Annotated in this window: 18 protein-coding genes and 1 tRNA gene; 10 read left to right on the top strand and 9 right to left on the bottom strand. The window is 72.0% G+C overall.

What is annotated here, in order from left to right; translation table 11 throughout:
- Window positions 1-251: 251 nt before the first annotated feature.
- A complete protein-coding gene (locus GGD88_RS13200) occupies window positions 252-1,181 on the bottom strand; it encodes a histone deacetylase family protein (protein ID WP_184436164.1) in 930 nt (309 codons plus the stop codon).
- A gap of 302 nt (window positions 1,182-1,483) precedes the next feature.
- On the opposite strand from GGD88_RS13200, the gene GGD88_RS13195 reads away from it, so the two are divergent.
- The 4 genes from GGD88_RS13195 to GGD88_RS13180 all read left to right on the top strand — a co-directional run bounded on the left by GGD88_RS13195 (window position 1,484) and on the right by GGD88_RS13180 (window position 6,935).
- Window positions 1,484-2,674, top strand: a complete 1,191-nt coding sequence (locus GGD88_RS13195; protein WP_184436163.1) for an efflux RND transporter periplasmic adaptor subunit — start codon at window positions 1,484-1,486, stop codon at window positions 2,672-2,674.
- 15 nt (window positions 2,675-2,689) lie between these two features.
- Window positions 2,690-6,079 carry an efflux RND transporter permease subunit gene (locus GGD88_RS18890; protein WP_184436162.1) on the top strand — a complete coding sequence of 1,130 codons (3,390 nt, stop codon included), beginning with the start codon at window positions 2,690-2,692 and terminating at the stop codon, window positions 6,077-6,079.
- Window positions 6,080-6,259: 180 nt separating this feature from the next.
- Window positions 6,260-6,679, top strand: a complete 420-nt coding sequence (locus GGD88_RS13185; protein WP_184436161.1) for an ArsR/SmtB family transcription factor — start codon at window positions 6,260-6,262, stop codon at window positions 6,677-6,679.
- A gap of 179 nt (window positions 6,680-6,858) precedes the next feature.
- Window positions 6,859-6,935, top strand: a tRNA-His gene (locus tag GGD88_RS13180).
- A 77-nt stretch (window positions 6,936-7,012) separates the two neighbouring features.
- On the opposite strand, the gene GGD88_RS13175 is transcribed toward GGD88_RS13180, so the two are convergent.
- The 3 genes from GGD88_RS13175 to rfaD all read right to left on the bottom strand — a co-directional run bounded on the left by GGD88_RS13175 (window position 7,013) and on the right by rfaD (window position 10,599).
- Window positions 7,013-8,746, bottom strand: a complete 1,734-nt coding sequence (locus GGD88_RS13175) for a stimulus-sensing domain-containing protein (protein WP_343056363.1) — start codon at window positions 8,744-8,746, stop codon at window positions 7,013-7,015.
- A complete protein-coding gene (locus tag GGD88_RS13170) occupies window positions 8,743-9,444 on the bottom strand; it encodes a response regulator (RefSeq protein ID WP_184436160.1) in 702 nt (233 codons plus the stop codon). Before GGD88_RS13170 ends, GGD88_RS13175 begins: the two co-directional genes overlap by 4 nt.
- A gap of 165 nt (window positions 9,445-9,609) precedes the next feature.
- The gene (gene rfaD, locus GGD88_RS13165) at window positions 9,610-10,599 is read right to left on the bottom strand and encodes an ADP-glyceromanno-heptose 6-epimerase (RefSeq protein ID WP_184436159.1); all 990 of its coding nucleotides are present in this window, start codon (window positions 10,597-10,599) and stop codon (window positions 9,610-9,612) included.
- A 199-nt stretch (window positions 10,600-10,798) separates the two neighbouring features.
- Here rfaD and GGD88_RS13160 point away from each other — a divergent pair, with 199 nt between their 5' ends.
- The 3 genes from GGD88_RS13160 to GGD88_RS13150 all read left to right on the top strand — a co-directional run bounded on the left by GGD88_RS13160 (window position 10,799) and on the right by GGD88_RS13150 (window position 13,026).
- Window positions 10,799-11,188: an accessory factor UbiK family protein gene (locus tag GGD88_RS13160; protein ID WP_184436158.1), complete on the top strand. Its 390-nt coding sequence runs from the start codon at window positions 10,799-10,801 to the stop codon at window positions 11,186-11,188.
- 246 nt (window positions 11,189-11,434) lie between these two features.
- Window positions 11,435-12,406 carry a protein-methionine-sulfoxide reductase catalytic subunit MsrP gene (gene msrP, locus GGD88_RS13155; protein ID WP_184436157.1) on the top strand — a complete coding sequence of 324 codons (972 nt, stop codon included), beginning with the start codon at window positions 11,435-11,437 and terminating at the stop codon, window positions 12,404-12,406.
- 2 nt (window positions 12,407-12,408) lie between these two features.
- Window positions 12,409-13,026: a protein-methionine-sulfoxide reductase heme-binding subunit MsrQ gene (locus GGD88_RS13150; RefSeq protein WP_246423752.1), complete on the top strand. Its 618-nt coding sequence runs from the start codon at window positions 12,409-12,411 to the stop codon at window positions 13,024-13,026.
- Between the two features lie 24 nt (window positions 13,027-13,050).
- On the opposite strand, the gene mutS is transcribed toward GGD88_RS13150, so the two are convergent.
- A complete protein-coding gene (mutS, locus tag GGD88_RS13145) occupies window positions 13,051-15,777 on the bottom strand; it encodes a DNA mismatch repair protein MutS (protein WP_184436155.1) in 2,727 nt (908 codons plus the stop codon).
- A 188-nt stretch (window positions 15,778-15,965) separates the two neighbouring features.
- Here mutS and GGD88_RS19320 point away from each other — a divergent pair, with 188 nt between their 5' ends.
- Window positions 15,966-17,717: a PAS domain-containing protein gene (locus GGD88_RS19320; protein WP_184436153.1), complete on the top strand. Its 1,752-nt coding sequence runs from the start codon at window positions 15,966-15,968 to the stop codon at window positions 17,715-17,717.
- Complete coding sequence (locus GGD88_RS13135; RefSeq protein ID WP_184436151.1) at window positions 17,707-19,365, top strand: acyl-CoA synthetase; 1,659 nt, start codon at window positions 17,707-17,709, stop codon at window positions 19,363-19,365. The genes GGD88_RS19320 and GGD88_RS13135 overlap by 11 nt, the downstream gene beginning before the upstream one ends.
- A gap of 325 nt (window positions 19,366-19,690) precedes the next feature.
- Here GGD88_RS13135 and GGD88_RS13130 read toward each other — a convergent pair whose 3' ends face one another.
- From GGD88_RS13130 to sdhC, 4 genes are all read right to left on the bottom strand, one after another.
- Window positions 19,691-20,473: a succinate dehydrogenase iron-sulfur subunit gene (locus GGD88_RS13130; RefSeq protein ID WP_184436149.1), complete on the bottom strand. Its 783-nt coding sequence runs from the start codon at window positions 20,471-20,473 to the stop codon at window positions 19,691-19,693.
- A gap of 137 nt (window positions 20,474-20,610) precedes the next feature.
- Window positions 20,611-22,395, bottom strand: coding sequence for a succinate dehydrogenase flavoprotein subunit (gene sdhA, locus GGD88_RS13125; protein WP_184436147.1), 1,785 nt, complete (start codon window positions 22,393-22,395; stop codon window positions 20,611-20,613).
- A gap of 8 nt (window positions 22,396-22,403) precedes the next feature.
- Window positions 22,404-22,805, bottom strand: a complete 402-nt coding sequence (sdhD, locus tag GGD88_RS13120; RefSeq protein ID WP_184436145.1) for a succinate dehydrogenase, hydrophobic membrane anchor protein — start codon at window positions 22,803-22,805, stop codon at window positions 22,404-22,406.
- A 13-nt stretch (window positions 22,806-22,818) separates the two neighbouring features.
- Window positions 22,819-23,217, bottom strand: coding sequence for a succinate dehydrogenase, cytochrome b556 subunit (gene sdhC / locus GGD88_RS13115; protein ID WP_184436143.1), 399 nt, complete (start codon window positions 23,215-23,217; stop codon window positions 22,819-22,821).
- Between the two features lie 567 nt (window positions 23,218-23,784).
- On the opposite strand from sdhC, the gene GGD88_RS13110 reads away from it, so the two are divergent.
- A complete protein-coding gene (locus tag GGD88_RS13110; RefSeq protein ID WP_184436141.1) occupies window positions 23,785-25,374 on the top strand; it encodes an ABC transporter substrate-binding protein in 1,590 nt (529 codons plus the stop codon).
- Window positions 25,375-25,420 lie beyond the last annotated feature (46 nt).

Here is a 25,420-nt window from a genome sequence, read left to right as displayed (position 1 = left end):
CCTGCGTGGGACCGCCCCCCGGCGCCCACGCGGGAGCGTGGGCGCGAGACCGTTCGCTTTCTCGGTCCCACGCTCCTGCGTGGGACCACCCCCCGGCGCCCACGCGGGAGCGTGGGCGCGAGACCGTTCGCTTTCTCGGTCCCACGCTCCTGCGTGGGACCGCCCCCCGGCGCCCACGCGGGAGCGTGGGCGCGAGACCGTTCGCTTTCTCGGTCCCACGCTCCAGCGTGGGACCGCCCCCCGCCCCGCCGTCAGATCCCCATCAGCGTGCGGACGTGGGCGTGCACGCTGCCGGCCAGCGCGGGCAGGTCGTAGCCGCCCTCCAGCACCGAGATCAGGCGGCCTTCGGCATGGTCGTCCGCGATCGCCATCATGCGGCGCGTGGCCCAGACGTAGTCCGCCACCTGGAGCCGCATATGCGCCAGCGGGTCGTGGGCGTGGCCGTCGAATCCGGCCGAGATCATGACCATCTGCGGCCGGAAGGCCCGCAGGGCGGGTTCGATGGTGCTTTCCACCGCCGCGCGGAAGGCGTCGCCGCTGGCGCCGGGCGGCAGCGGGCAGTTCACGATGTTGTCGGCCACCCCGCGCTCGCGCGCGAACCCGGTGTTGGGGAAGCTGCCGGCTTCGTGGGTGGAGGCGTAGAACAGGCCCGGGTCCGTCTGGAAGATGTCCTGGGTGCCGTTGCCGTGGTGGACGTCCCAGTCGAAGACGGCGATGCGCTCCAACCCATAGACGGCGCGGGCGTGCAGCGCGCCGACGGCGACGTTGTTGAACAGGCAGAAGCCCATGGCCCGGGCCGTCTCGGCATGGTGGCCGGGCGGGCGCACGGCGCAGAAGGCATTCGTGACCTCGCCGCGCATCACCGCGTCGACGGCCACCACGGCGGCGCCGGCGGCGCGCCGGGCGGCCTCGGCCGATTCCGGCGAGACGATGGTGTCGCCGTCGATGTGACGGTGGCCCTCCGCCGGCACGGTGCGCAGGATGCGGTCGATGTGCTCGCGGGGGTGGACGCGCAGCAGTTCCTCGTCCGTCACCAGGGGGGCGTCCTGGCGGTGCAGGAGCATGAAGTCCTCGCCCTCCAGCACGCGCTGGACGGCGCGCAGACGGTCGCCGCACTCGGGATGGAAATCGCCGGTGTCGTGGTCGATGCAGGCGTGGTGGGACACGTAGAGCGTGGCCATGCGTCCGTTTCCTCCCCGTTTTCATGCCCTTGTCGCATCGGCTGCGCGCGACTCGCAATGCTTTTTTGGCGTCGGGGCCGTGCCGGTCCGTCACACTTTGTCACAGGCGACGGCGCGGCCGTCACGGTTCGGTCACGGAATGCGCGCATCGTCACGGGCTGGTGCGCGCGTCTTGACCCGCGCCGACCCCGGCACCGTATATGACGAACAGAAGCGGTGCGCCCGGTCCGCCGGACACCGGCGGGCCGGCTCGAACAGTGCCGTGCCCGACTCCCCTGTCGCCCGAAAGGAGAACAGACGCCATGACCTGGAGCCTCTCGGCGGTCGGACGCCCGCCGCGGTCCGTGGTGGGCGCGCTTCTGGTCGCGGCCGGCCTCCTGCTCGCCAGTGCGGCCGGTCCCGTCGCGGCCCAGCAGGGCGGCGGGCCGCCGGCGACCCCGGTCGGGGTGGCGTCGGTGGGCGAGCGGGAGGCCCGCCAGACCGTGCCGGTGGTGGGGCGCCTGGTGGCGCGCCGCGCCGGTGTGGTGGCCGCGAAGGTGGCCGGGGCGGTGGAGGCGTTCGCCGTCGATGTCGGCGACGCCGTGGCGGCCGGCGATCTGCTGGCCCGGCTCGACACCGAGACCGCGCGCCTGGAGGTGGACCTGGCCAGCGCCGAGGTGCAGCAGCGCGCCGCCGCCCTGGAGGAGGCGCGCTCGCGGCTGGCGCTGGCCCAGCAGGAGTTGCAGCGCCTGGCCAGCCTGCGCCGCTCCGCCGCCTTCAGCCAGGCGCGCTACGACGACAAGAGCGAGGAGGTGACCGGCTACAGCCACGCGGTGTCGGTGGCCCAGGCGGCACTGACCATCGCCGAGGCGCGCCTGTCGCTGGCCGAGGTCACGTTGCGCGACGCCGAGATCCGCGCCCCCTATCCTGGGGTGGTGACCGAGCGTCACACCGAGGTGGGCGCCTTCCTGGCCAAGGGGGCGGCGGTGGTCAGCCTGCTGAACCACCGCGACCTGGAGGTGGAGGCCGACCTGCCCTTCGATCTCGTGGCCGGCCTGGCGGCCGGCGAGACCCTGGAGGTGCGCCTGGATGCCGACACCCGGGTCACGGCGGCCCTGCGCGCCATCGTGCCGGCGGAGAACGTCCGCACCCGCACACGCCCGGCGCGCTTCACCCTGCCCGCGGGCCTGGACGCGAACACGTCGCCCGCCGCCGGTCAGAGCGTCACCCTGTTCGTGCCCGAGGGGCCGGCGCGTCAGGTGCTGACCGTGCCCAAGGACGCGGTCATCAACAAGCCGACCGGGAACATGGTGTTCGTGGTGGTGGACGGCGTGGCCGAGCCACGCCCGGTCACGCTGGGGCCGGCGGTCGGGGATGCCTTCGCGGTCCTCGACGGCCTGTCCGACGGCGACACCGTGGTGACGCGCGGCAACGAGCGCCTGCGCCCGGGGCAGCCGGTGCGCCCCACCGTGCCGCCCAGTGCGGGCGGGTCCGCCGGCGCGGCCGACGGCTGAGGCGGGAGAGTCGGCATGGACCTGATCCGCCTCGCCATCGCGCGCCCCACCGCCATCATCGCCGCCGTGCTCATGGTGGTGCTGTTCGGCATCGTCGCCCTGTTCGAAATCCCCATCCAGATGACGCCGGACGTGCGCCAGCCGGTCGTCACGGTGAACACGTCCTGGCCCGGGGCGGCCCCGGCCGAGGTCGAGCGCGAGATCGTCAACCGCCAGGAGGAGGTTCTCAAGGGCCTGGAGGGTGTGCGGGAGATGACCAGCAGCGCGCGCACCGGCGAGGCCGAGGTGACGCTGGAGTTCATCACCGGCCAGAACATGGACCGCGCCCTGCTGCTGGTGGCCAACCGCCTTGACCAGGTTTCGGACTATCCGGACGAGGCCGACGAACCAACACTGGAGACCTCGGGCTCCGACGACCAGCCCATCGCTTGGTTCAACCTGCGCCGCGCCGAGGGCAACGAGACCCCGATCCATCACTATGGCGACCTGATGGACGACGTGGTGCGCGACCGCCTGGAGCGGGTGCAGGGCATCTCGCGCGTCAACATCTACGGCGGCAGCGAGCGCGAGTTGAAGGTCACCGTCGATCCGGTCAGCCTGTCCCAGTACCGCCTGACCGTGCCGCAGGTGGTCAATGCCCTGCGCGCCGCCAACGTCTCGCTGTCGGCCGGCGACGTCGAGGAAGGCAAGCGCCGCTACGTGGTGCGCGTCGAGGGCCGGTTCCTGGAACCCGAGGACGTCGAGATGGTGGTGGTGCGCTCGGCCGAGGGCATGGCCGCCGGCGGGCTGGCGCGGGTGACTGTGGGCGACGTGGCCGACGTCGCCTTCGCCTACAAGGAACAGGGCGCGCGCATCCGCTATCGCGGCGAGCCGGCGCTGGCGATGAACGCGGTCCGCGAGACCGGCGCCAACGTCATCGAGACCATGGCCGCGCTGCGGGCGGCGGTGGCGGGGCTGAACACCGGCGTGCTGGCCGAGAACGGGCTGTACCTGTCGCAGTCCTACGACGAGACGGTCTACATCAACGCCGCCATCGACCTGGTCATCTCCAACATCTACGTCGGCGGCGCCCTGGCCGCCGTCGTGCTGCTGGTGTTCCTGCGCGCGCTCGGCCCCACGCTGGTGGTGACCCTGGGCATTCCGGTCTCGGTGATCGGCGCCTTCGTCGGCATGGCCGCCATGGGGCGCTCGCTCAACGTGATCTCGCTGGCCGGCATCGCCTTCGCCGTCGGCATGGTGGTGGACGCCGCCATCGTCGTGCTGGAGAACATCTACCGGCTGCGCGAACAGGGCTACAGCCGGGCCGCCGCCGCCTATCACGGCGCCAAGCAGGTGTGGGGCGCGATCCTGGTCTCGGCCCTGACCACGGTCATGGTGTTCATCCCCATCCTGACCATGGAGCAGGAGGTGGGGCAGCTCTTCCGCGACATCGCGGTGGCGATCTCCGTCGCGGTGATGCTGTCCCTGGTGGTGGCGGTCACGGTTATCCCGGCATTGGCGCGGCGCCTGCTCGGGCGGGTGCGGCGCCAGGGCGAGGCGCACCGCGTGCGGCTGCCCGGCATCGACGCGTTCGGGCGCGGCTTCATGTGGGCGATCACCGGGCTGACCGACCGGCTGGTGCGCAGCCGGGCGCTCAGCCTGGCGGTGGTTGTCGGGGTCACGGTCGCGGCCGGGGCCGTGACCTGGGTCTTCCTGCCCAAGCTGGAATACCTGCCCGAGGGCAACCGCAACCTGGTCTTCGGGATCATCCTGCCGCCGCCGGGCTACAACCTGGACACCACCACGGCCATCGGCCAATCCATCGAGGACGCGGTGCGCCCGCACTGGACCGCCCAGGACGGTGCGGTGCGCCATGGCCTGGAGGACCCGGCCGAGCGGGACGAGGGCGGGGGCGGCCCGCTGTCGGGCCTGCTCGCGGCCGTGGGCGGGCTGTTCGGCGGCGGTGACGCGGCTGACGCGCCGCCGGAGATCAGCAGCTTTTTCTTCGTCGCGCTGGAAACCCGCGCCTTCGTCGGCGCCGCGGCCGACGATCCCACCCGGGCCGGCGAACTGGTCCCTGTGTTGCGCGGGCCGGTGTTCGCCGAGCCCGGCACCTTCGGCTTCGTCTCCCAGCCGTCGCCCTTCGGCCGTTCGGTGGGCGGGGCGCGGGCGGTCAACCTGGACATCTCCGGGACCGACCTGGAGACCATCCTGGGGGTGGCCCTGCGCGCCGCCGGCAAGGTGGGCGAGGTGCTGCCCCGGGAGCAGGGCAACCAGCTCCGCCCGCTGCCCGGCCTGGAACTGGGCGCGCCCGAGGTGCGGGTCTTCCCCGACCTGCTGAAGCTGGCCGACAACGGCGTCTCGGTGCTGACCTTCGGCCAGACCGTGGATGCTTTCAACGATGGTCTGCGGGTCGACGAGATCACCGTCGGCGGCGAGCGTATCGACCTGACCCTGGCCGGCAACGCCGACCCCATCGACCGCACCCAGGGTATCGGCAGCCTGCCGGTGGTCACCGAATCGGGCACCATCCTGCCGGTGGCGGCGCTGGGCGAGGTGGTGGTGACCGCCGGTCCGACCGAGATCCGTCACCTGGAGCGGGCGCGCACGGTGACGCTCCAGATCCGGCCGAGCCAGACCCTGGCGCTGGAGCGGGCCATGGAGATCATCGAGGACGAGGTGATCGCGCCGTTGCAGGCCGAGGGCGTGCCGCCCGACGTCACGCTGTCGCTGTCGGGCACCGCCGACAAGCTGACCGAGGCCTGGGACGCCATGGTCTGGCAGCTTCTGCTGGCGCTGGTGATCGTCTACCTGGTCATGGCGGTGCTGTTCGAGAACTTCTTCTACCCGCTGGTGATCATGATCACCGTGCCGCTGGCCTCCGCCGGTGCGGTGCTGGCGCTGGGCCTGCTCAACACCGTTAGCTACCAGCCGCTGGACATGCTGACGATGATGGGTTTCGTTATCCTGATCGGCATCGTGGTCAACAACGCCATCCTGCTGGTGGACCAGACCCTGTACGGCCTGCGCCAGGACGGCGTCAGCATCGGGGACGCCATCCGCCAGGCCACCGCCAACCGGGTGCGCCCCATCTTCATGTCGACCCTGACCAGCATCATGGGCATGTCGCCGCTGGTGCTGTTCCCCGGCGCCGGCTCCGAGTTGTACCGCGGCCTCGGCACGGTGGTGCTGGGCGGGCTGGCGATGTCGGCGCTGCTCACCCTGATCATCATCCCGGCGCTGATGAGCCTTGTGATGGGCCTGATCGAAGGCGGCCGGGCGCGCCGCCGGGAGGCCGGCACGCCGCCGCCGCGCCACCGCGGCCGCAGCCGGCGGCGCGCCCGCGCCCCGGCCGGCGGGCGCTCCGGCGAGGTCGCGGCACGAGGCGGCCGCGGGACCCGGCCGGTACCGGCGCACGGCGACTGAGCGGGCCTTGAAAACTGCCGTGTGCACCGCGACATCTGAGCAAGCATTCCCGTTTCGGGATGTGGTATTCTTGCGCGCGGCTCGAAGCGCCGCCTTTGGGACCGCCAAGGGTGACGGGCGACCGCGCGAGACCCGTGCGGTCGCCGCGGCGGTGATCGCGGGAAGATCAACGGGGCCGTGATGACTCAGGACGACCTTCTCAAGCTCCAGGACAAGGCACGCAACGCCAGTACCCTGCTCAAGGCGATGAGCAACGAGTACCGGCTGCTGATCCTGTGCCAGCTTCTGGGCCAGGAACGCTCGGTCGGGGAACTAGAGCGCGTCGTGGGGCTCAGCCAGTCGGCGCTGTCCCAGCACCTGGCCCGCCTGCGGCGCGACGATCTGGTGCGGACGCGCCGGGTGGCACAGACGATCTTCTACTCGCTGAAGGGCGAGGAGGTGGCGAGCGTGCTCGGCACCCTCTACGACATCTACTGCGCACCCGCGGCATCGGATGCCCAGGACGGGACGCGGGACGGGACCCAAGATGGGACCCAAGATGGGACCCAAGATGGGACCGCGCCCGGCGCCCGCCTGGAAGCCGGCGCCTCGGTGGCGTGAGGCGTCCGGGCGCGGCCGGTCGACCGCCGCCGCGGGGCGCGCGTGCCGACGACGGGCGGCAGACCCGTCTTGACGGCGGCGGGCGGATGGTCTATGCACCCTCTTCCTCCGCGCCGGTCATGCCGGTCGGAGGGGCGCCCGTGAGTCCCGTAAAATCCACGATGACGGCGCGCCCGATGGCGGGTATAGCTCAGTTGGTTAGAGCGCTTGGTTGTGGTCCAAGAGGTCGTCGGTTCAAATCCGACTACTCGCCCCATCTTCCCCCCTACACACTGACCATCCGACCGTGACGGTCCGGCGCGCGCCGGCTGCGTCTGGCGTCGTCCGCGTTGCTCAGCGGGCCGGCAGCACCACGACGAAACGCGCCCCCAATACCCGGCCGCCATCGTCGGTGCGGGTCTCGGCCCGGATCATGCCCTTGTGGCTTTCCACGATCTGCTTCGAGATGGCGAGGCCGAGCCCCGAGTGGGTGCCGAACTTCTCGCCCTTGGGTCGCTGCGAGTAGAACCGTTCGAAGATCGTCGCCTCCTTGCCGGGGGGCAGTCCGGGACCCTCGTCCTCCACCGTTGCCACGACGTAGTGGCCGTCGCGGCGCGCCCGCAGGGTCACCGTGCCGCCCTCGGGACTGAACGACACCGCGTTGGCCAGCAGGTTCTGGAACACCTGCCCCAGACGGCTGTCGATGCCGCTGACCGTCAGCGGGGCGCCGTCCGGCGGCCCCTCGTAGCGCACGGTCACGCCACCCTCGGCCGCCGCGGTGGCGTGCACGTCGGCCAGCGCGGCCAGCAGCGGGGCCAGGTCCAGCGGCCGGGCCTCGGCCCGCGACAGCTCGGCATCCAGGCGCGAGGCGTCCGAAATGTCGGAGATCAGCCGGTTGAGCCGCTCCACGTCGTCCAGGATCACGCCCATCAGGCGGCGCTGCTGCTCCGGATCGGTGATGCGGGCCACGGTCTCCACCGCACTGCGCAGCGACGTGAGCGGGTTCTTGATCTCGTGCGCCACATCGGCGGCGAAGCGTTCGATGGCGCCCATGCGCGCCGACAGGGCCGTGGTCATCTCCCGCAGGGCGGCGGACAGCTCGCCCAGTTCGTCGCGCCGGGCCGAGAAGTCCGGGATGTCGATGTGGCCGCCGCGCGAATGGCGCACCCGCTCGGCCGCCGTCGCCAGCCGGGTCAGCGGCCGCACCAGGGTTCCCGACAGGTACAGCGACAGCAGGATGGTGACCGCCAGGGTGGCGGCGAAGATCTCCAGGATCGCCAGCCGCACCTCGAAGACGTCGCGTTCGATGCCGGCATCATCGGCCGACACCATCAGGGCGCCGACCACCTGCTTGAAGTACTGCACCGGCACCGCCACCGACAGGATCAGGTGTCCGCTGCGCGGGTCGCGGCGGATGGCGCGGCTGCGGGGCTGGCCGCCCAGGGCCGCCCGGACCTCGTCGTAGGCGGCCGCACTCTGGCGCGCGGGCTCCCGGTAGACGGGCCATTCGCGCTGCGGCAGCAGCCGCCGCGAGACCGCGTCCAGGGCCGCCGACAGCTCCTCCGACAGGCGCTCCAGCCAGTCGGCCATGGGGTCGGGCTCGGGCAGCGGCGGCAGCGGCGAGATCTGGAACCGCCCGCGGCGGTCGTAGCGGCTGTCGGCGACCAGCGCGCCGTTGAGGTCGAACAGCCGCCCGCGCACCCCGGCGAGGTCGGACAGCCGGCGCACGATCTGCTCGGCCAGTTCCGGCGTGATGACATGGCCCGGCACCAGGCTGCGGGTCTCGGGGTGCACCTCGAAGGTCAGCGAGCCCTCGGCCACGGCGGCCGCGATCAGGTCGGCCTCGATGCGCAGGGCCTGGAGGCGGGCCTCGGTCAGCGTCTCCCGGTAGTTGTCGAGGTAGAACATGCCGACGACCAGCAGGATCGGCGCCAGCAGGTTGACCGCCAAAATGCGTCGGGTCAGGCGTGAGCGCAGCACCGACCCCGACCACGGCCGCCGCCGCCGGGGTGTGCCGGCGCTGGGCCCGGACCCGGCCGAGCCCCCGGGCGCGCCCTCGGTCACGCCCCCGGTCACGCCCCCGGTCACGCCACATCCTTGTACCGGTAGCCGACGCCGTACAGGGTCTCGATGTCCGAGAAGGTCCCGTCCACCTCGCGGAACTTCTTGCGCAGCCGCTTGATGTGGCTGTCGATGGTGCGGTCGTCGACGTAGATGTGCTCGCCGTAGGCGGCGTCGATGAGCTGGTCGCGGCTCTTGACGTGGCCCGGGCGCTGGGCCAGCGACTGCAACAGCAGGAACTCGGTCACCGTCAGGTTCACCGGCTCGCCCTTCCAGGTGCACAGATGGCGCTCGGGGTCCATGACCAGGTCGCCGCGGATCAGCGCCTTGTCGGACAGGTCCGGGGCGCCGTCGCGGCCGGCCTCGCCGCGGCGCAGGATGGCGCGGATGCGCTCGATCAACAGGCGCTGGGAGAACGGCTTCTTGATGTAGTCGTCGGCGCCCATGCGCAGACCCATCAGCTCGTCCACCTCGTCGTCCTTCGAGGTCAGGAAGATCACCGGCAGGCTGGTCTTGGCGCGCAGGCGTTGCAGCAGCTCCATGCCGTCCATGCGCGGCATCTTGATGTCGAGCACCGCCAGGTCCACCGGCTCGGCCAGCAGGCCGCGCAGCGCCTCGGCGCCGTCGGTGTAGGTGGTGACCTCGAAGCCCTCGGCCTCCAGGGTGATAGAGACCGAAGCCAGGATGTTCTGGTCGTCATCCACGAGCGCGATGCGGTGGGCCACGGCGGCGAGTCCTCCAACGTCCGTCCGGATCGGGGCATGCGGTGGGCCGGCCGGCCGGCCGGCGCTGCCGCGCCCCGTCATGCAAGCGCCGGAATGTGGCGGCGCGGAGGCCCGAATTGGCGCGAAACCGGGGCGCGCGCAAGGGGCTTGGCGCGGCCGGGAGCGTCAGCGGAACGGATCGGCGTCGTGCTCCAGCACGTCCTGGACGTAGCGGCGCACCCCCTCCTCCAGCGGCGTGAATGGCCGGGTGTAGCCGGCGGCCCGCAGGCGGCCCATCTCGGCCTGGGTGAAGTACTGGTACTTGTCGCGGATCGCGGCCGGGGTGTCGCGCCACGCGATCGCCGGCTCGCGGCCCAGGGCACGGTAGACCGCCGTCGCCAGGTCCAGGAAGCTGCGCGCCTCGCCGGTGCCCAGGTTGAACAGCCCGCTGACCTTCGGGGTGTCGAGCAGCCACAGCACCACGTCCACCACGTCGTCGACCCACACGAAGTCGCGCGACTGGCCGCCGTCCGCCACGTCGGGCCGGTGCGAGCGGAACAGCGGGAACGGCTCGCCGCGCCGGGCCACGGGGTGGATCTGCGCCACCACGCTGGACTGACCGCCCTTGTGGAACTCGTTGGGGCCGTAGACGTTAAAGAACTTCAGACCGGCCCACTGCGGAGGGGCGTGGCGGCCGGCGTCCAGGTCGGCCCGCACCCGGCGGTCGAACAGGTGCTTGGACCAGCCATAGGCGTTCAGGGGCCGCAGCCGGGCCAGGCCCGCCGCCGAGAAGTCGTCGTCGAAGCCGGCCGATCCGTCGCCGTAGGTGGCCGCCGAACTGGCGTACAGAAACGGTGTTTGGTGGCGCGCGCACCAGGTCCACAGGTCCAGCGACAGGCGGACGTTGGTGGCGACGATGCGGTCGGCGTCGGTCTCGGTGGTGGCCGAGATGGCGCCCATGTGGATGATGGCGTGCACCGCGCCGCGCGAGTGGTCCAGGTACGCGGGCAGGTCCTCCGGCCGCACGATGTCGTGCAGGCCGCGCTTGGCGATGTTGCGCCACTTCTGGCCGTCGCGCAGGCGGTCGACGACCACGACCGGGCCGCGGCCGCGCGCTTCCAGGCCCGCGACGATGTTGGATCCGATGAAGCCGGCGCCGCCGGTGACAATATACATGGCGCCACAAACGCCGGGGCCGCCCCCGGTGTCAAGGGCCAGAACACCGACCGGGCGGCCGGGGCCGTGGTTGTCAAGCGCCCGGCCGGAGCCCATACTCTCGGTGGGTCTTGCGCCGCGCCCGGCGCCGCGACCCGCGCGGGGCGCTCCGCCCCGTCCGTTCACCCGCCCCATGCGTTCAGACGAGGGAGACGTCTCGATGGCCAGCGAAGGCCCCAAGATTCTCGACGATATGAGCCGGCTGGCCGGCGGCGCGCTGGGCGCGCTGGGCGGCTTGCGCAGCGAGATCGAGGAAATGGTGCGCCAGCGCGTGGAGCGTGTGGCGACCGATTTTGACCTGGTGACCCGCGACGACTTCGAGGCGGTGCGCGAGATGGCCGCCGAGGCCCGGGCCGAGAACGAGCACCTGACCGCGCGCGTGCAGGAACTGGAGACCCAGCTCGCCAAGCTGATCGCCGCCGGCGGCAGCGGCACCGGCGGTGCCAAGGGCACGCGCCGCAAGAGCGGCGGCAAGAGCACGAGCGCCGGCAAGGACGACCACGACGGCGCCGAACAGGACGAGCCGCACGGGAACGATCACGGCGACTGACCGAGTCGCCCGGAGGTGCACCCCGGCGGTGCGGCGGGCGCGGCCCCATGCTTCGGCGTGGGGCCGTTTGCTTTTGGGGGCGTTTGGTTTTTGGGGCCGTTTGCTTTGGGGGGAGGGCGATCCACCCGGTCTCGGCAAACGCAAAATGGACACATTCAAAGTCCGTACTGCGACCCATCAGGGACGCGGCAGCGCCCGCGCCGACAGACCGGGCCTCGCCGCCACCACAGGGAAGGACCGAGACCGATGCTGATCCGTGTCCGCGCCGCCAGCGATCCGCGTCCGTCCGAAATCACGCCGGAGCCGGTCTACCGTGACCGCCGCCGCTTCATGATGGGGGCCGGCGCGCTGGCCCTGACCGGCGCCGCCGGGAGCGTCGGGCTGGCGCCGGGCCGTGCCCTGGCCGCGACCGCGGACGACTACGCGGCGCTTGCGGGCGTGGTGGAGAGCCCGCTGTCCACCGACGAGGACCCCAACAGCTTCCGCCAGATCACCACCTACAACAATTTCTATGAGTTCGGCACCGGCAAGGAAGACCCCGCCCGCTTCGCCGGCCGCCTGGAGACGTCGCCCTGGGCCATCACCGTGGACGGCGCCTGTGCCAAACCCGGCACCCTGGACGCCGCCGCCCTGATCGCCGACCACCGGCTTGAAGAGCGCATCTACCGTCTGCGCTGTGTCGAGGCGTGGTCGATGGTCATCCCGTGGGTGGGCATCCCGCTGGCGGCGGTGCTGACGCCGTTCGAGCCCACCGGCAGCGCCCGCTACGTCGCCTTCGAGACCCTGGAGGATCCCACCCAGATGCCGGGCCAGCGCAGCCGGGTGCTGGACTGGCCCTACCGCGAGGGGCTGCGCCTGGACGAGGCCATGCACCCCCTGACCATCCTGGCGGTCGGGCTGTACGGCCGCGTGCTGCCGAACCAGAACGGCGCCCCGGTGCGCCTGGTGGTGCCGTGGAAGTACGGCTTCAAGTCCATCAAGTCGATCGTGCGGATCCGCTTCACCGAGGAGCAGCCGCCGACGAGCTGGAACATGGCCCAGCCGTCCGAGTACGGCTTCTATGCCAACGTCAACCCGACCGTGGACCATCCGCGCTGGAGCCAGGCCCGCGAGCGCCGCATCGGCGAATGGGGCCGGCGCGATACGCTGATGTTCAACGGCTACGGCGAGCAGGTGGCGTCGCTGTACAGCGGCATGGACCTGACCACGCACTTCTGATCATGGCGCGTCTCACCATGGCGCGGCGTTCGAGCCGCGACCGCCTGTGGTGGTGGGCGGTGTTCGTCGGCTGCGCCCTGCCGCTGGCGGCGCTGGGCGGCTGGGCCGCGACCGGCGATCTGGGCGTCAATCCGATCGAGACCATCGTGCGCCACCTGGGGGACTGGGCGCTGCGTCTGCTGGTGCTGACCCTGGCGCTCACGCCGCTGCGCCACCTCACCGGCTCGACCCGGCCGGTGCGCTACCGGCGCATGATCGGCCTGTGGGCGTTCGCCTATGCGGTCCTGCACGTGACCGCCTATACGGTGCTGGACATCGGTCTGCACGGGCCGACGCTGGTGGACGACCTGACCCAGCGGCCGTACATCATGGTGGGGATGGCGGCGCTGCTGCTGCTGATCCCGCTGGCCGCCACCTCAACGACCGGCATGATCAAGCGCCTGGGCGGGCGGCGCTGGCGCCGCCTGCACCGGCTCGTCTATGCGGCCGGCCTTTTGGGGGCGGGGCATTACCTGCTGATGGTCAAGGCGGATATCACCCAGCCGATGATCTACATCGCCCTGCTCGGTCTGCTGTACGGGGTGCGGGCCGGGCGCTGGCTGGCCGGTCGGCCGGTGTAGGACGCGGGCCGCGCGCAGGCTGCCCTACGACCGCTCCAGCGCCTTCAGCCGGTAGAGCGCCTCCAGCGCCTGGCGCGGCGTCAGGTCGTCGGGGTCGACGTTGGCCAGCGCCTGCTCCAGCGCGGACGGTCCGGCCGGCGGGGTGTCGTCCGCCGGGACCGGTGCCTCGGCGGGCGGTGGTGCGGCCGGACGGGCGGCGGCGAACAGGGGCAGGTCCTCCACCAGACGGGCGGCCGACGGCGCGCCCTCGGCGCCGCTCTCCAGCCGCTTGAGCACCGTTTCCGCGCGCGTCAACACCGCCGGCGGCAGCCCGGCCAGCCGGGCGACGTGGATCCCGTAGGAGCGGTCCGCCACCCCCGGCGCCACCTCGTGCAGGAACACGATGCCGTCGTTCCACTCCCGCACCCGCATGGTGTGACACGACAGCCGCGCCAGCGACTCCGCCAGCGCCGTCAGTTCGTGGTAGTGGGTGGCGAACAGCGCCCGGCAGCGGTTGGCCTCGTGGAGGTGTTCCAGCGTCGCCCAGGCGATGGCGAGGCCGTCGTAGGTCGCCGTGCCGCGCCCGATCTCGTCCAGGATCACCAGCGACCGCTCGGTGGCCTGGTTCAGGATGGCGGCGGTCTCGACCATCTCGACCATGAACGTGGAGCGGCCGCGGGCCAGGTCGTCGGCGGCGCCGACGCGGCTGAACAGGCGGTCGACGATGCCGACGTGCGCGGCCTCGGCGGGGACGAAGCCGCCCATCTGGGCCAGGATGGCGATCAGCGCGTTCTGGCGCAGGAAGGTGGACTTGCCGGCCATGTTGGGGCCGGTCACCAGCCACAGCCGCGTCTCCGGCCCCAGGTCGCAGGCGTTGCCGACGAAGGCGCCGTCCGGCTCCGCCTCCAGCGCCGCCTCGACCACCGGATGACGCCCGCCGGTCACGGCGAAGGCGGCCGAATCGTCCACCTGGGGCCGCACATAGCGGCGCGCCTCGGCCAACTCCGCCAGCCCGGCCAGTACGTCCAGCATGGCCAGCGCCCGCGCCGCCAGGGCAATGGGATCGGCGCGCGCGGTCACCTCGGCCACCAGGTCGCCGAACAGGCTCTGTTCCAGCGCCAGCGCCTTGTCGCCGGCCCCGCGCAGCTTGTTCTCTAGGTCCGACAGCTCGACCGTGGTGAAGCGGGCCGCGTTGGCCATGGTCTGACGATGGATGAAGCCCGAGTCCGGTGCCATCAGGCGGTCGGCATGGCGCGACGGCACCTCGACATAGTAGCCGATGACGTTGTTGTGCCGCACCTTGAGCGCCCCGATGCCGGTCTCCTCGGCCAGCCGGGCCTGGAGCGCCGCGATCAGGCGCCGGCTTTCGTCGTGCAGGGTGCGCAGCTCGTCCAGGCCGGCGTGGTAGCCCGGCCGGATGAAGCCGCCGTCGCGCGCCAGCAGCGGCGGTTCGGCCTCCAGCGCCCGGGTCAGGCGGTCGACCAGCGTGGCGTGATCGCCCAGGTCGCGCGCGCCGCCCGCCAGCAGGGTCGGCACCAGCCCGCGCAGGTCCTCGTCGAGACCGGCGCGCAGGCCCGGGATCTCGGCCAGGGCGTCGCGCAGCATGGCCAGGTCGCGCGGCCCCCCGCGCCCCAGCACCAGCCGCGACAGCGCGCGCTCGACGTCCGGCACCCGGCGCAGGCGGGCACGCAGGGCCTCGCGCGCCGCCGGGGCGTCCACCAGCGCGGCCACCGCGTCCAGCCGGTCGGTGATGGCCGAGGGATCGGTCAGCGGGGCGGCCAGCCACCGTTCCAGCAGGCGCGCCCCGGCGCCGGTCACGGTGCGGTCGATCACCGCCAGCAGCGAGCCCCGGCGCTCCCCGGACAGGGTGCGGGTCAGTTCCAGGTTGCGCCGGGTGGCGGCGTCGATCTCCAGGCTGGCGCCGTCGGCCACCCGGCGCGGCGGTTCCAGGCGCGGCAGGCGGCCCTTCTGGGTCGCCTCGACGTAGTCCACCAGCGCCCCCGCCGCCGCCAGGTCGGGGCGGCCGAAGGCGCCGAAGGCATCCAGGGCCTCGACCCGGAAGGCGGCCTTCAAACGCGCCTCGCCCGCGGTCGAGGAGACCCGCGCCGCCGGCAGCGGGGACAGGGCCGGTTTCCACTCGCCCCACAGGTCGAACAGATCGGGCCGCTCCAGCAGGCGGTCCGCAACCAGGATCTCGCCCGGCGCCAGCTCGGCCAGCGCCGCGCCCAGGCGGCGCGCGTCGACCGGCCGGACGGCGAACGCGCCGGTCGAGATCTCCACCCAGGCCAGGGCCAGGGCGCCACCGGCCTCCGCCACACAGGCGAGGTAGTTGTGCCCGCGCGGATCCAGCAGGCCGTCCTCGGTGATGGTGCCCGGGGTCACGACGCGGATCACGTCGCGCTTCACCACCGCCTTGCTGCCGCGCTTCTTGGCTTCGGCCGGGTCCTCCATCTGCTCGCAGATGGCGATCTTGCGGCCCGACCGGATCAGCTTGGCGAGGTATTGTTCGTGCGAGTGCACCGGCACGCCGCACATGGGGATGTCGTCACCCTGGTGTTTGCCGCGTTTGGTCAGGGCGATGTTCAGGATCTCCGCGGCGGCCACGGCGTCGTCGAAGAACAGTTCGTAGAAGTCCCCCATGCGGTAGAACAGCAGGCAGTCCGGATGCGCCGCCTTGACCTCCAGGTACTGCGCCATCATCGGGGTGACGGCGCCGGCGTCCTCGGCGGGGGAGGAGGGCGCGGCGGCGGGAGCGGCGTCGGACGTGGTCATGGATCCTGCGGACGATGGGGCAGTGGGCGGCGAAAGCCGGCCAGTCTACCCGCCCGGACGGCGGCGACAAAGGCCGGCGGCGCCGGCGCCCCCACCCGCCGGCGCGCGTGCGGGGTGCCAAAGGCCGGCATCGGTGGCATAGTGGGCGCCCCCTGATCCCCGGGATCGCAGGACGGACGGCCCCGATTGTGAGACCTCATCCGCGCATCGCCACGCGCCTGTTGCTCGGGTACGGCGCCCTTGCCCTGATCGTGCTGGCCCTGGCGTGGGCGCTCCTGGTGGCGCAACGCTGGTACGAGGCCGACCGCCGCGCCCTGGTCGAGGCGGCGCTGCCGCGGTTCTCCGACATGCTGGCCGTCAGCCGCCTGGGCGATGCCCTGGCCGAAACCGCCGGCGCGCTGGCGGCGGCCGCCGACGCGGAGGACCGGGGCGCGGCGCTGGCGACCATGGCGGAGGCGCGCCGCGACCTGACGGAGCGTATCCGGGCGCTGGACGGCTCGCGCCTGGAGGTCGAGACGCGCGCGCGCCTGCACGCCGCCCTGGCCGACATGACCGAGGCGCTGGACACCCTCGACGCCCTGGTCGAGCGCCGGCTGGCCCTGCACCGCAGCGCCGCGGCGCTGAACACCCGGCTGGGCGTGCTGGGGGACGTGCTGCCCGACCTGGAGCGGGCGCTGCTGCGCGGTCGTGCGCCGGAGCAGCTCGACGCCGTCATCGACATGAGCGAACTGGAGTTCCCGCCCGGCCCCAGCGGCACGGCGGCGGCCAATGCGATCCGGTCGTGGGCCCGCAATGCCCAGGTGGCCGTGGGCATGATGCTGGCCGCGTCGGGCGCGGGCGAGACGGCGGACCTGGAGTATCTTGGTCTGCGGGCCGAGGAGTCCCTGCGCCGCGCCGCGGCTGCCATTCGGGGCACCGACCGCGCCGCCCAGCCGGTGATGGAGGCCGTGCACGCCGAGTTGGTCGCCATCGCCGAGGGGGTGGACGGCGCCGACAGCGTGTTCCGGGTCCGCCGGCTGCGCCTGACCATGGACCAGAACACGCCCGCCGTGCTGGCGCGCGGCCGCCAGGCATCGGACCGCCTGACCGCTGCCGTGGCCCAGATCATCGCCGACTTGGAGCAGGCCCAGGCCGTGCGCGGGGCCACCCTGGAGCGCACGACGCTGCTGTGGCAGGCGGGCGTGGGGACCCTGGCCGGGGCCGGGGCGCTGGTGGCGGTGGCGGCGATGCTGTTCCTGTGGCTGGCGGTGCTGCGGCGCGCCCGGCGCCTGACCCGGGCGGTGCAGGCCGCGCGCGATGACGCGGCCGTCAGCCTGCCCGAGCGCGACCTGTGGCCGGACGAGCTGGGCGTGCTGGCGCGCGCCGTGGGCGCCCTGGATGCGGAGCGGCGTCGCCTGACCGTGGCCCGCCGCGAGCAGGCCAGCCGCCTCGCCGGGGTCTTCGCCGGCGTGCCGGAGGGCCTGCTGCTGCTCGATGCCGACCGCCGCATCGAGGACGCCAACCCCGCCGCCGAGCGCCTGTTCGGGCGCACGGCCGCCGACCTGCTGGGCCGGCCGCTGCGGACGGTGCTGCCGGAGGAGGCCGGAGACGCCGTGGCCGCGCCGCTGGCCGCCGCGCTGGACCAGCCCGGGGCCGCCCGTCCCCCGGTGTCGGTGACCCTGCGTGCGGCCGACGGCAGCGACGTCCGCGTGCTCTTCGGGGCCGTGGCCATTCCCGACGAGGCCGCGCCGGGGCCGTGGCTGTGTGTCACGCTGCGCCCCCTAGCCCCGGCGGAGTCCGGTGCGGCGGCGGCGACGGCCGCGGCCGACCCCGACCCCGACCCTGACTCCGACAGGGACCCTGACTCCGACAGGGACCCCGACCGCAAACAGACCCCGGCGCGCGACCCCGCCCGCGCGACCGACCAGACCCCACCCGGAGACCTCTCGCATGCGTCCTGACGCCGCCCCGTCCTACCATGATCTCTATACCCGGTTCGCCTGGGCCGTCCCCGACCGCTACAACATCGGCGTCGACGTCTGCGACAAGCACTGTGCCGCCCCCGACGGCGGCGCCGCCCCCGCCATCATCGAGGAGGTGCCGGACGGCGCCGTGCGGGTGTGGTCCTTCGCCGACCTGCGGCGGGCCTCAAGCCGGCTCGCGAACGCCTTGGCGGCGCGTGGTGTCGGGCCGGGCGACCGCGTCGGCGTGCTGCTGGGCCAGCAGTGGGAGACCGCCGTGGCCCACGTGGCGGCGTGGCGGCTGGGGGCGATCTCGGTGCCGCTGTTCACGCTGTTCGGGCTGGACGCGCTCACCTACCGGCTGTCCGACTGCGGCGCCCGTGCGCTGATCACCGACGCCGCCCAGATCGGGCGCATGGCCGACCTGCTGCCGGACCTCCCGGCGCTGGAGACGGTGGTGTGCCTGGGGGCCGGCTCGGCCCGGGCCGGCGATCCGGCGCAGCGGGTGATCGCCTGGGACGCCGCGCTGGCCGCCGCGTCGGACACGCATGCGCCGGCCGATACGGCGGCCGACGATCCGGCCATCATCATCTACACCTCCGGCACCACCGGGAAGCCCAAGGGGGCGCTGCACGCCCATCGGGTGCTGCTGGGCCACCTGCCGGGGGTCGAACTGCCGCACAACCTGTTCCCGCAGCCGGGCGACCGCTTCTGGACCCCGGCCGACTGGGCCTGGATCGGCGGCCTGATCGACGTGCTGTTGCCGTCGCTGCACCACGGCGTGCCGGTGGTGGCGCACCGCGCCGCCAAGTTCGACCCCGAGGCCGCCTTCGCCTTCATGGCCCGGCACGAGGTGCGCAACGTGTTCCTGCCACCGACGGCGCTGAAGATGCTGCGCCAGATCCCGGACCCGCGCCGCTTCGGCTGTGCCCTGCGCTCGGTGGGCTCGGGTGGCGAGACCCTGGGGGCCGGGCTGCTGGACTGGGGCCGGGAGGCCCTGGGGGTGACCATCAACGAGTTCTACGGCCAGACCGAATGCAACCTCGTGGTCGGCAACGGCGCTGAGGTCTTCCCGGTCCGGCCCGGCGCCATGGGGCGGCCGATCCCGGGCCACACGGTGGCGGTGGTCGATCCGGACAGCGGCGCGCCGGTGCCCACGGGCGCGCTCGGTTCCATCGCCGTGCGCCGGCCCGACCCGGTCATGTTCCTGGGCTACTGGAACAACCCGGCCGCCACGGCGGCCAAGTTTGTCGGCGACTGGCTGTTGACCGGCGACACCGGGCGGGCGGACGAGGACGGGTACCTGTGGTTCGTGGGCCGCGACGACGATGTCATCACCTCGGCCGGCTACCGCATCGGCCCGGGCGAGGTCGAGGACTGCCTGATGAAGCACCCGGCCGTCGCCATGGTCGCGGTGGTGGGGGTGCCCGATCCGGACCGGACCGAGGTCGTCAAGGCGTTCGTGGTGCCGAAGCCGGGGGCGCTGGACACCCACGGCGGCGAGGCCGCGCTGACCCGCGCGTTGCAGGACTTCGCCAAGACCCATCACGCGGCGCACGCCTATCCGCGCCGCATCGCGTTCCTGGACGCGCTGCCGATGACCACCACCGGCAAGATCGTGCGCAAGGACCTGCGGGCGCTGGGATGACGGGTGCGGTCCCACGCCGGAGCGTGGGACCGAGAAAGAAGGGACCTCGCGCCCACGCTCCCGCGTGGGCGTCTGGACGTCACGCGGTGCCACGCCGGAGCGTGGGACCGAGAAAGAAGGGATCTCGCGCCCACGCTCCCGCGCGGGCGCCTGGGGCTCACGCGGCCCCGCGCCGCAGCGTGGGACCGAGAAAAGGAAGAAGGGATCTCGCGCCCACGCTCCCGCGTGGGCGCCTGGACGTCACGCGGTCCCACGCCGGAGCGTGGGACCGAGAAAACCATATCTCGCGCCCACGCTCCCGCGTGGGCGCCCGGGGGGCGCCGCCTCACCCCGTGCGTTCGAACATCGCGATCTTCAGGTCTGCGATCGCCTTGCCCGGGTTGAGGCCCTTCGGACAGGTGGCCGTGCAGTTCATGATGGTGTGGCAGCGGTACAGCCGGAACGGGTCGTCCAGCATGTCGAGGCGCTCCTCGGTGGCCTCGTCGCGGCTGTCGAACACCCAGCGTGCCGCCTGCAACAGGATCGCCGGCCCCAGGTAGCGGTCGGCATTCCACCAGTAGCTGGGGCACGAGGTCGAGCAGCAGAAGCACAGCACGCACTCCCACAGGCCGTCGAGCTTCTCGCGCTCCTCCGGGCTCTGCAGGCGCTCGCCGCTGGTCGGTGCCGGGGTGTCGGTCTTCATCCACGGCTCGATCAGCTCGTACTGTGCGTAGATGTGGGTGAGGTCCGGCACCAGGTCCTTGACCACGCTCATGTGCGGCAAGGGGTAGATATCGACCGTGCCCTTGACCTCCTCGATCGGCTTCAGGCAGGCGAGGGTGTTGTCGGTGTCGATGTTCATGGCGCACGACCCGCAGATGCCTTCGCGGCACGAGCGGCGGAAGGTCAGGGTCGGGTCGATCTCGTTCTTGATCTTGATCAGGGCGTCCAGGACCATCGGCCCGCAGTCGTCCAGGTCGATGTGGAATGTATCGAGCGTGGGGTTGCCGCCCTTGTCGGGGTCCCAGCGGTAGATGCGGAAGGTCTTGACCTTGGTGGCACCCTGGGGCGCCGGCCACGTCTTGCCGGGCTTGATCCGGGACTTGGGAGGAAGCGCGAACTCCACCATGACGTCGATCCTTGGTTCTGCGTCAGTATGACCTGACCGGAGAGGGCGCGGGCCTGGGGGTCCCTGGCGTGGCCCTCCCGCGCGGCGCGGGGCGCGGGGGCGCGCGCGCGGCGTGTGCCCCCGGACGGCCTTCGGTATCAGTACACCCGCTTCTGCGGCGCGATGTAGTCCACGTCCTTGGTCAGCGTGTAGGTGTGCACCGGCCGGTCGCCCAGCGTCACCGCGCCCGCCGCATCGACCCAGGCCAGCGAATGCTTCATCCAGCGGTCATCGTCGCGATCCGGGTAATCCTCGCGGGCATGGGCGCCGCGGCTCTCGGTGCGCGCCCGGGCGCTGTGGATGGTGGCCTTGGCGTTGGCGATCAGGTTTTCCAGCTCCAGCGCCTCCACCAGATCGGTGTTGAACACCATCGACCGGTCGGCGAGGCGGATGTCCGCCACGGTTTCGGCGATGGCGTCGACGGTCCGGCAGCCCTGCTCCAGCGTCTCGGCGGTGCGGAACACGGCGGCGTCCGCCTGCATCGCCTTTTGCAGGTCGAGCCGGATGGCCGACGTGGGCCGGGTGCCGTCGGCGGTGCGCAGCCGCTCCAGCATCGCCACCGAATGCTCGCCGGCGTCCTTGGGCAACGGCGCGTGCGGCGTGTCCGGGGTGATGGTCTGGGCGCAGCGTTTGGCGGCGGCGCGGCCGAACACCACCAGGTCGAGCAGCGAGTTGGTGCCGAGCCGGTTGGCGCCGTGCACCGACACCGAGGCACATTCGCCCACCGCCATCAGGCCCGGCACGATGCGATCCGGTTCGTCGGCGGTCGGGTTGATGACCTCGCCCATGTAGTTGGTCGGGATGCCGCCCATGTTGTAGTGCACGGTCGGCAAGACCGGGATCGGGTCCCTGGTGGCGTCGACGCCGGAGAAGACGCGCGCCGTCTCGGTGATGCCGGGCAGGCGCTTGTGCAGCACGTCCGCGCCCAGGTGTTCCAGGTGCAGGAAGATGTGGTCGTTGTCCTTGCCGACGCCGCGGCCCTCACGGACCTCCATGGTCATGGCGCGGCTGACCACGTCGCGGCTGGCCAGGTCCTTCGCGGTGGGGGCGTAACGCTCCATGAAGCGTTCCCCCTCCGCATTGGTAAGATAGCCGCCCTCGCCGCGCGCCCCCTCGGTGATCAGGCAGCCGGCGCCGTAGATGCCGGTGGGGTGGAACTGCACGAACTCCATGTCCTGCAGCGGCAGGCCGGCGCGCGCCACCATGGCGTTGCCGTCGCCGGTGCAGGTGTGCGCGGAGGTGCAGGAGAAGTAGGCGCGGCCGTAGCCGCCGGTGGCCAGGATGGTCTGATGGGCGCGGAAGCGGTGCAGCGTGCCGTCGTCCAGGTTCCAGGCCACGACGCCGCGGCAGGCGCCGTCCTCCATGATCAGATCCAGCGTGAAGAACTCGACGAAGAACTTGGCCTTGTACTTCAGCGACTGCTGGTAGAGCGTGTGCAGGATGGCGTGGCCGGTGCGGTCGGCGGCGGCGCAGGCGCGTTGCACCGGGGCCTCGCCGAAGTTGCGCATATGGCCACCGAACGGGCGCTGATAGATCTTGCCGTCCTCGGTGCGCGAGAACGGCACGCCGAAGTGCTCCAGCTCGTACACGGCCGGGATGGCCTCGCGGCACATGTACTCGATGGCGTCCTGATCGCCGAGCCAGTCGGAGCCCTTGACGGTGTCGTACATGTGCCAGTCCCAGCGGTCCTCGGCCATGTTGCCGAGCGCCGCCCCCACCCCGCCCTGGGCGGCCACGGTGTGCGAGCGGGTGGGAAAGACCTTGGTCAGGCAGGCGGTCTTCAGGCCCTCGGCCACGGCGCCGAAGGTCGCGCGCAGGCCGGCGCCGCCGGCGCCGACGACGACAACGTCGTAATCGTGGTCGATGAACGCGGGGGATGCCATGGGACCCGTTACCCTCCGAACGCCAGGGTGAGCACGCAGACGACGCTGAACAGGCCGCCCGCCAGCGCGAACAGCTTGGTCAGCAGCACGGTCAGGTGCTTCACCCAGGGGGTGTGGATGTAGTCTTCCTGCACCACGATGGCGCCCAGGGCGCCGTGGTGGAACGCGGTGACGATGAACAGGACCATCAGCGTCGTGTTCAGCGGTTGCGCCAGCCAGGCCTGGAAGGCGGCATGATCGGCGCCGATGTTGGCGATGACCGCGCCGAAGACGAACCACAGGCCGAGCGGGACCAGGGCGACGGCGCCGATGCGCTCGGCGAACCAGTGGCCGGGGGCGTCGGTCTTGGCGGAGCCGAGGCCGCGGGCGCGGCCGAGCGCGGAACGCAGGGTGCGGGGGCTGCTGCTCATGGCGCGATCTCCGTCAAAGGGCCACGGCCAGGCCGATCGCCCAGGCCAGCACGGTCAGGCCGACGACACTCGCCAGCATGGCGTACGCGGTGCGGCGCACGCCCTCATTGGAGACCTCGCGGCCGGTGTCCCACACCAGATGGCGGATCCCATTGGCGAGGTGGTACATCAGCACCACCGTCCAGCCGAACAGCACCAGCATCCCCAGCGGCGAGCCGAACACGGCCTGCGCGGTGGCGAAGCTCTCCGGGCCGTAGGCGGCGGCCCCCAGCCAGTAGATCACGAACAGGGTGCCGAGCACGAACAGCAGCATCCCGGTGACCCGGTGGGTGATGGAGAGCAGCGGGGCGATCTTGCGATAGAGCTGGTAGACCTGAAGATGGGGCGAGAGCGGCCGGTCATGGGACGGCATGGCAGGGGCCTCGTGCGGTGGGCGCGCCGCCGGAAACGGGCGCGGGACGGTCGTCAAGCCGGATCACGTCCGGACTCAGCTACGGGGCCGCGGCGGCGGTGGATCGTCGCGTGCCGGACCCGCGCGGCCATGCGCGCCCGGCCCGCCCGGCGGTCCCGGGCGGCCTGCGTCATGGTGGCGCTGGTCGTCGCGAGGAAGGGACGGCAGCCGCGCCGGCGGCGAAAGGCCCGCGGCCCGGCGCAACGGAACGCCCGAACCGCCGGATGGGCCGCCCGTGCTGCCACCCGGTGTCACCGGAACTGAGGTGTGTTTAGCCCTTCGCCGCGCTGGGAGTCAACGTGCACCGCACAAAAACGCGGTGCGTCCCCCGCCCGAAGGGAGGGGCCGGGGCGGCGATCTTTTGGTGGCGTCCCGAGCGGGGGCGTCGGATAATCCAGGCCCGGCGCGCGGCGCCGCACGCCCGGACCGGCGGCCACTCCGGGACCGCTCCCCGGGCCATCCGCAAGACCACCAAGGACAAGACCACCAAGGATCCGTCCCTCGCCCGACAGACCAGGAGGTTTCACCATGCCCACCCCGCGCCCGCGTTCCCTGATCCTGGCCGCCGGGTTGGCGGCGGCCGCCCTCGCCCCCGCCGCCCCGGCCCAGGCGGAGACCTTCCGCTGGGCCTTCCAGGGCGATTTCCAGGCGCTGGAGCCCTACGTCCTGAACGAGACCCACACCCTGGGCACCCTGTCCAACGTGTTCGAGGGTCTGGTGCGGCGCGGCAAGGACCTGAGCATCGAGCCGGCGCTGGCGGAATCCTGGGAGGTGACCGACCCCACGACCTGGCGCTTCAATCTGCGCCAGGGGGTGACCTTCCACAACGGCAACCCGTTCACCGCCGACGACGTGGTGTTCTCGCTGGAGCGGGCCGGCAAGCCGGGCTCCGACATGTCCAGCCGGGTCGCCGCGATCGACGAGGTGCGCAAGATCGACGATTACACGGTCGAGATCGTCACCAAGGCGCCCTACCCGATCCTGACCTCCGACATGACCGACCTGTACATCATGGACAAGGAGTGGGCCGAGGAACACGACGCCGTGGAGCCGGCGAGCGTCAAGGCGGGCGAGGAGAACTACGCCACCCGTCACGCCAACGGCACCGGGCCGTTCATGGTCACCGAACGCCAACCCGACGTCCGCACCGTGTTCGTGCCCAATCCGGACTGGTGGGACGAGGCCACGCACAACATCACCGAGGCGGTCTTCACCCCCGTCACCAGCGATGCCACCCGCGTGGCCGCGCTGCTGTCGGGCGAGATGGACCTGGTCTATCCGGTGCCCTTGCAGGACGCGCCGCGGGTCGAGCGCGCGCCCGGGGTGGAGATGCTGGCCGGTCCCGAGGTACGCACCGTCTTCCTGGGCATGGATCAGGCCCGCGACACCATGTTCGAGGGCAGTGTCAGCGACGCCAATCCGCTCCAGGACGCGCGTGTCCGCGAGGCGTTCTACCGCGCCATCGACATCGCGGCGATCAAGCAGAAGATCATGCGCGGCAACAGCTATCCGGCGGCGCTGCTGATCGGTCCGCAGGTCAACGGCTTCGACCCGGCCCTGAACGAGCGGCCGGCGTTCGACCTGGAACGCGCCCAGGCACTGATGGCCGAGGCCGGCTACCCGGACGGCTTCGAGATCGGCATGGACTGCCCTAACAACCGCTACGTCAACGACGAGGCGATCTGTCAGGCGGTGGCCGGCATGCTGGCCAAGATCGGTGTTTCGGTGAACCTGCTGGCGCAACCCAAGAGCAAGTATTTCGCCAAGGTGCTGGCCTACGAGACCAGCTTCTACATGCTGGGGTGGACGCCGTCGACGCTGGACGCCCACAACCCGCTGCGCGATCTGGTCATGTGTCGCGAGGACGGCATGGGCAAGTTCAACCTGGGCGGCTACTGCAATCCCAAGGTGGACGACCTGGCCAACGCGATCCAGAGCGAGATCGACCCGGACGCCCGCCAGGCCATGATCAGCGAGGCCTACGCCACGGTGCAGGCGGACTGGGGCTACATCCCGCTGCACCAGCAGCCGCTGTCGTGGGGCAAGAAGGCGTCGATCGACCTGCACCAGCGGGCCGACAACATCTTCGAGCTGAAATACGTGACGGTGCAGGAGTAGGGGCGGCAGCGCCGCGCCCACGCAGGAGCATGGGCGCGAGAGGGGG

The organism is Roseospira goensis, from assembly GCF_014197795.1.
Taxonomy (GTDB): Bacteria; Pseudomonadota; Alphaproteobacteria; order Rhodospirillales; family Rhodospirillaceae; genus Rhodospira; species Rhodospira goensis.
This window is presented reverse-complemented; position numbering and strand designations above follow the sequence as displayed.

What these genes read in the sequence shown, in the direction of transcription:
- GGD88_RS13200 (WP_184436164.1), bottom strand. Translation starts at nt 1,181, where the DNA reads ATGGCCACGCTCTACGTGTCCCACCACGCCTGCATCGACCACGACACC.
- GGD88_RS13195 (WP_184436163.1), top strand. Translation starts at nt 1,484, where the DNA reads ATGACCTGGAGCCTCTCGGCGGTCGGACGCCCGCCGCGGTCCGTGGTG.
- GGD88_RS18890 (WP_184436162.1), top strand. Translation starts at nt 2,690, where the DNA reads ATGGACCTGATCCGCCTCGCCATCGCGCGCCCCACCGCCATCATCGCC.
- GGD88_RS13185 (WP_184436161.1), top strand. Translation starts at nt 6,260, where the DNA reads ATGACTCAGGACGACCTTCTCAAGCTCCAGGACAAGGCACGCAACGCC.
- rfaD (WP_184436159.1), bottom strand. Translation starts at nt 10,599, where the DNA reads ATGTATATTGTCACCGGCGGCGCCGGCTTCATCGGATCCAACATCGTC.
- GGD88_RS13160 (WP_184436158.1), top strand. Translation starts at nt 10,799, where the DNA reads ATGGCCAGCGAAGGCCCCAAGATTCTCGACGATATGAGCCGGCTGGCC.
- msrP (WP_184436157.1), top strand. Translation starts at nt 11,435, where the DNA reads ATGCTGATCCGTGTCCGCGCCGCCAGCGATCCGCGTCCGTCCGAAATC.
- GGD88_RS13150 (WP_246423752.1), top strand. Translation starts at nt 12,409, where the DNA reads ATGGCGCGTCTCACCATGGCGCGGCGTTCGAGCCGCGACCGCCTGTGG.
- mutS (WP_184436155.1), bottom strand. Translation starts at nt 15,777, where the DNA reads ATGACCACGTCCGACGCCGCTCCCGCCGCCGCGCCCTCCTCCCCCGCC.
- GGD88_RS13135 (WP_184436151.1), top strand. Translation starts at nt 17,707, where the DNA reads ATGCGTCCTGACGCCGCCCCGTCCTACCATGATCTCTATACCCGGTTC.
- GGD88_RS13130 (WP_184436149.1), bottom strand. Translation starts at nt 20,473, where the DNA reads ATGGTGGAGTTCGCGCTTCCTCCCAAGTCCCGGATCAAGCCCGGCAAG.
- sdhA (WP_184436147.1), bottom strand. Translation starts at nt 22,395, where the DNA reads ATGGCATCCCCCGCGTTCATCGACCACGATTACGACGTTGTCGTCGTC.
- sdhD (WP_184436145.1), bottom strand. Translation starts at nt 22,805, where the DNA reads ATGAGCAGCAGCCCCCGCACCCTGCGTTCCGCGCTCGGCCGCGCCCGC.
- sdhC (WP_184436143.1), bottom strand. Translation starts at nt 23,217, where the DNA reads ATGCCGTCCCATGACCGGCCGCTCTCGCCCCATCTTCAGGTCTACCAG.
- GGD88_RS13110 (WP_184436141.1), top strand. Translation starts at nt 23,785, where the DNA reads ATGCCCACCCCGCGCCCGCGTTCCCTGATCCTGGCCGCCGGGTTGGCG.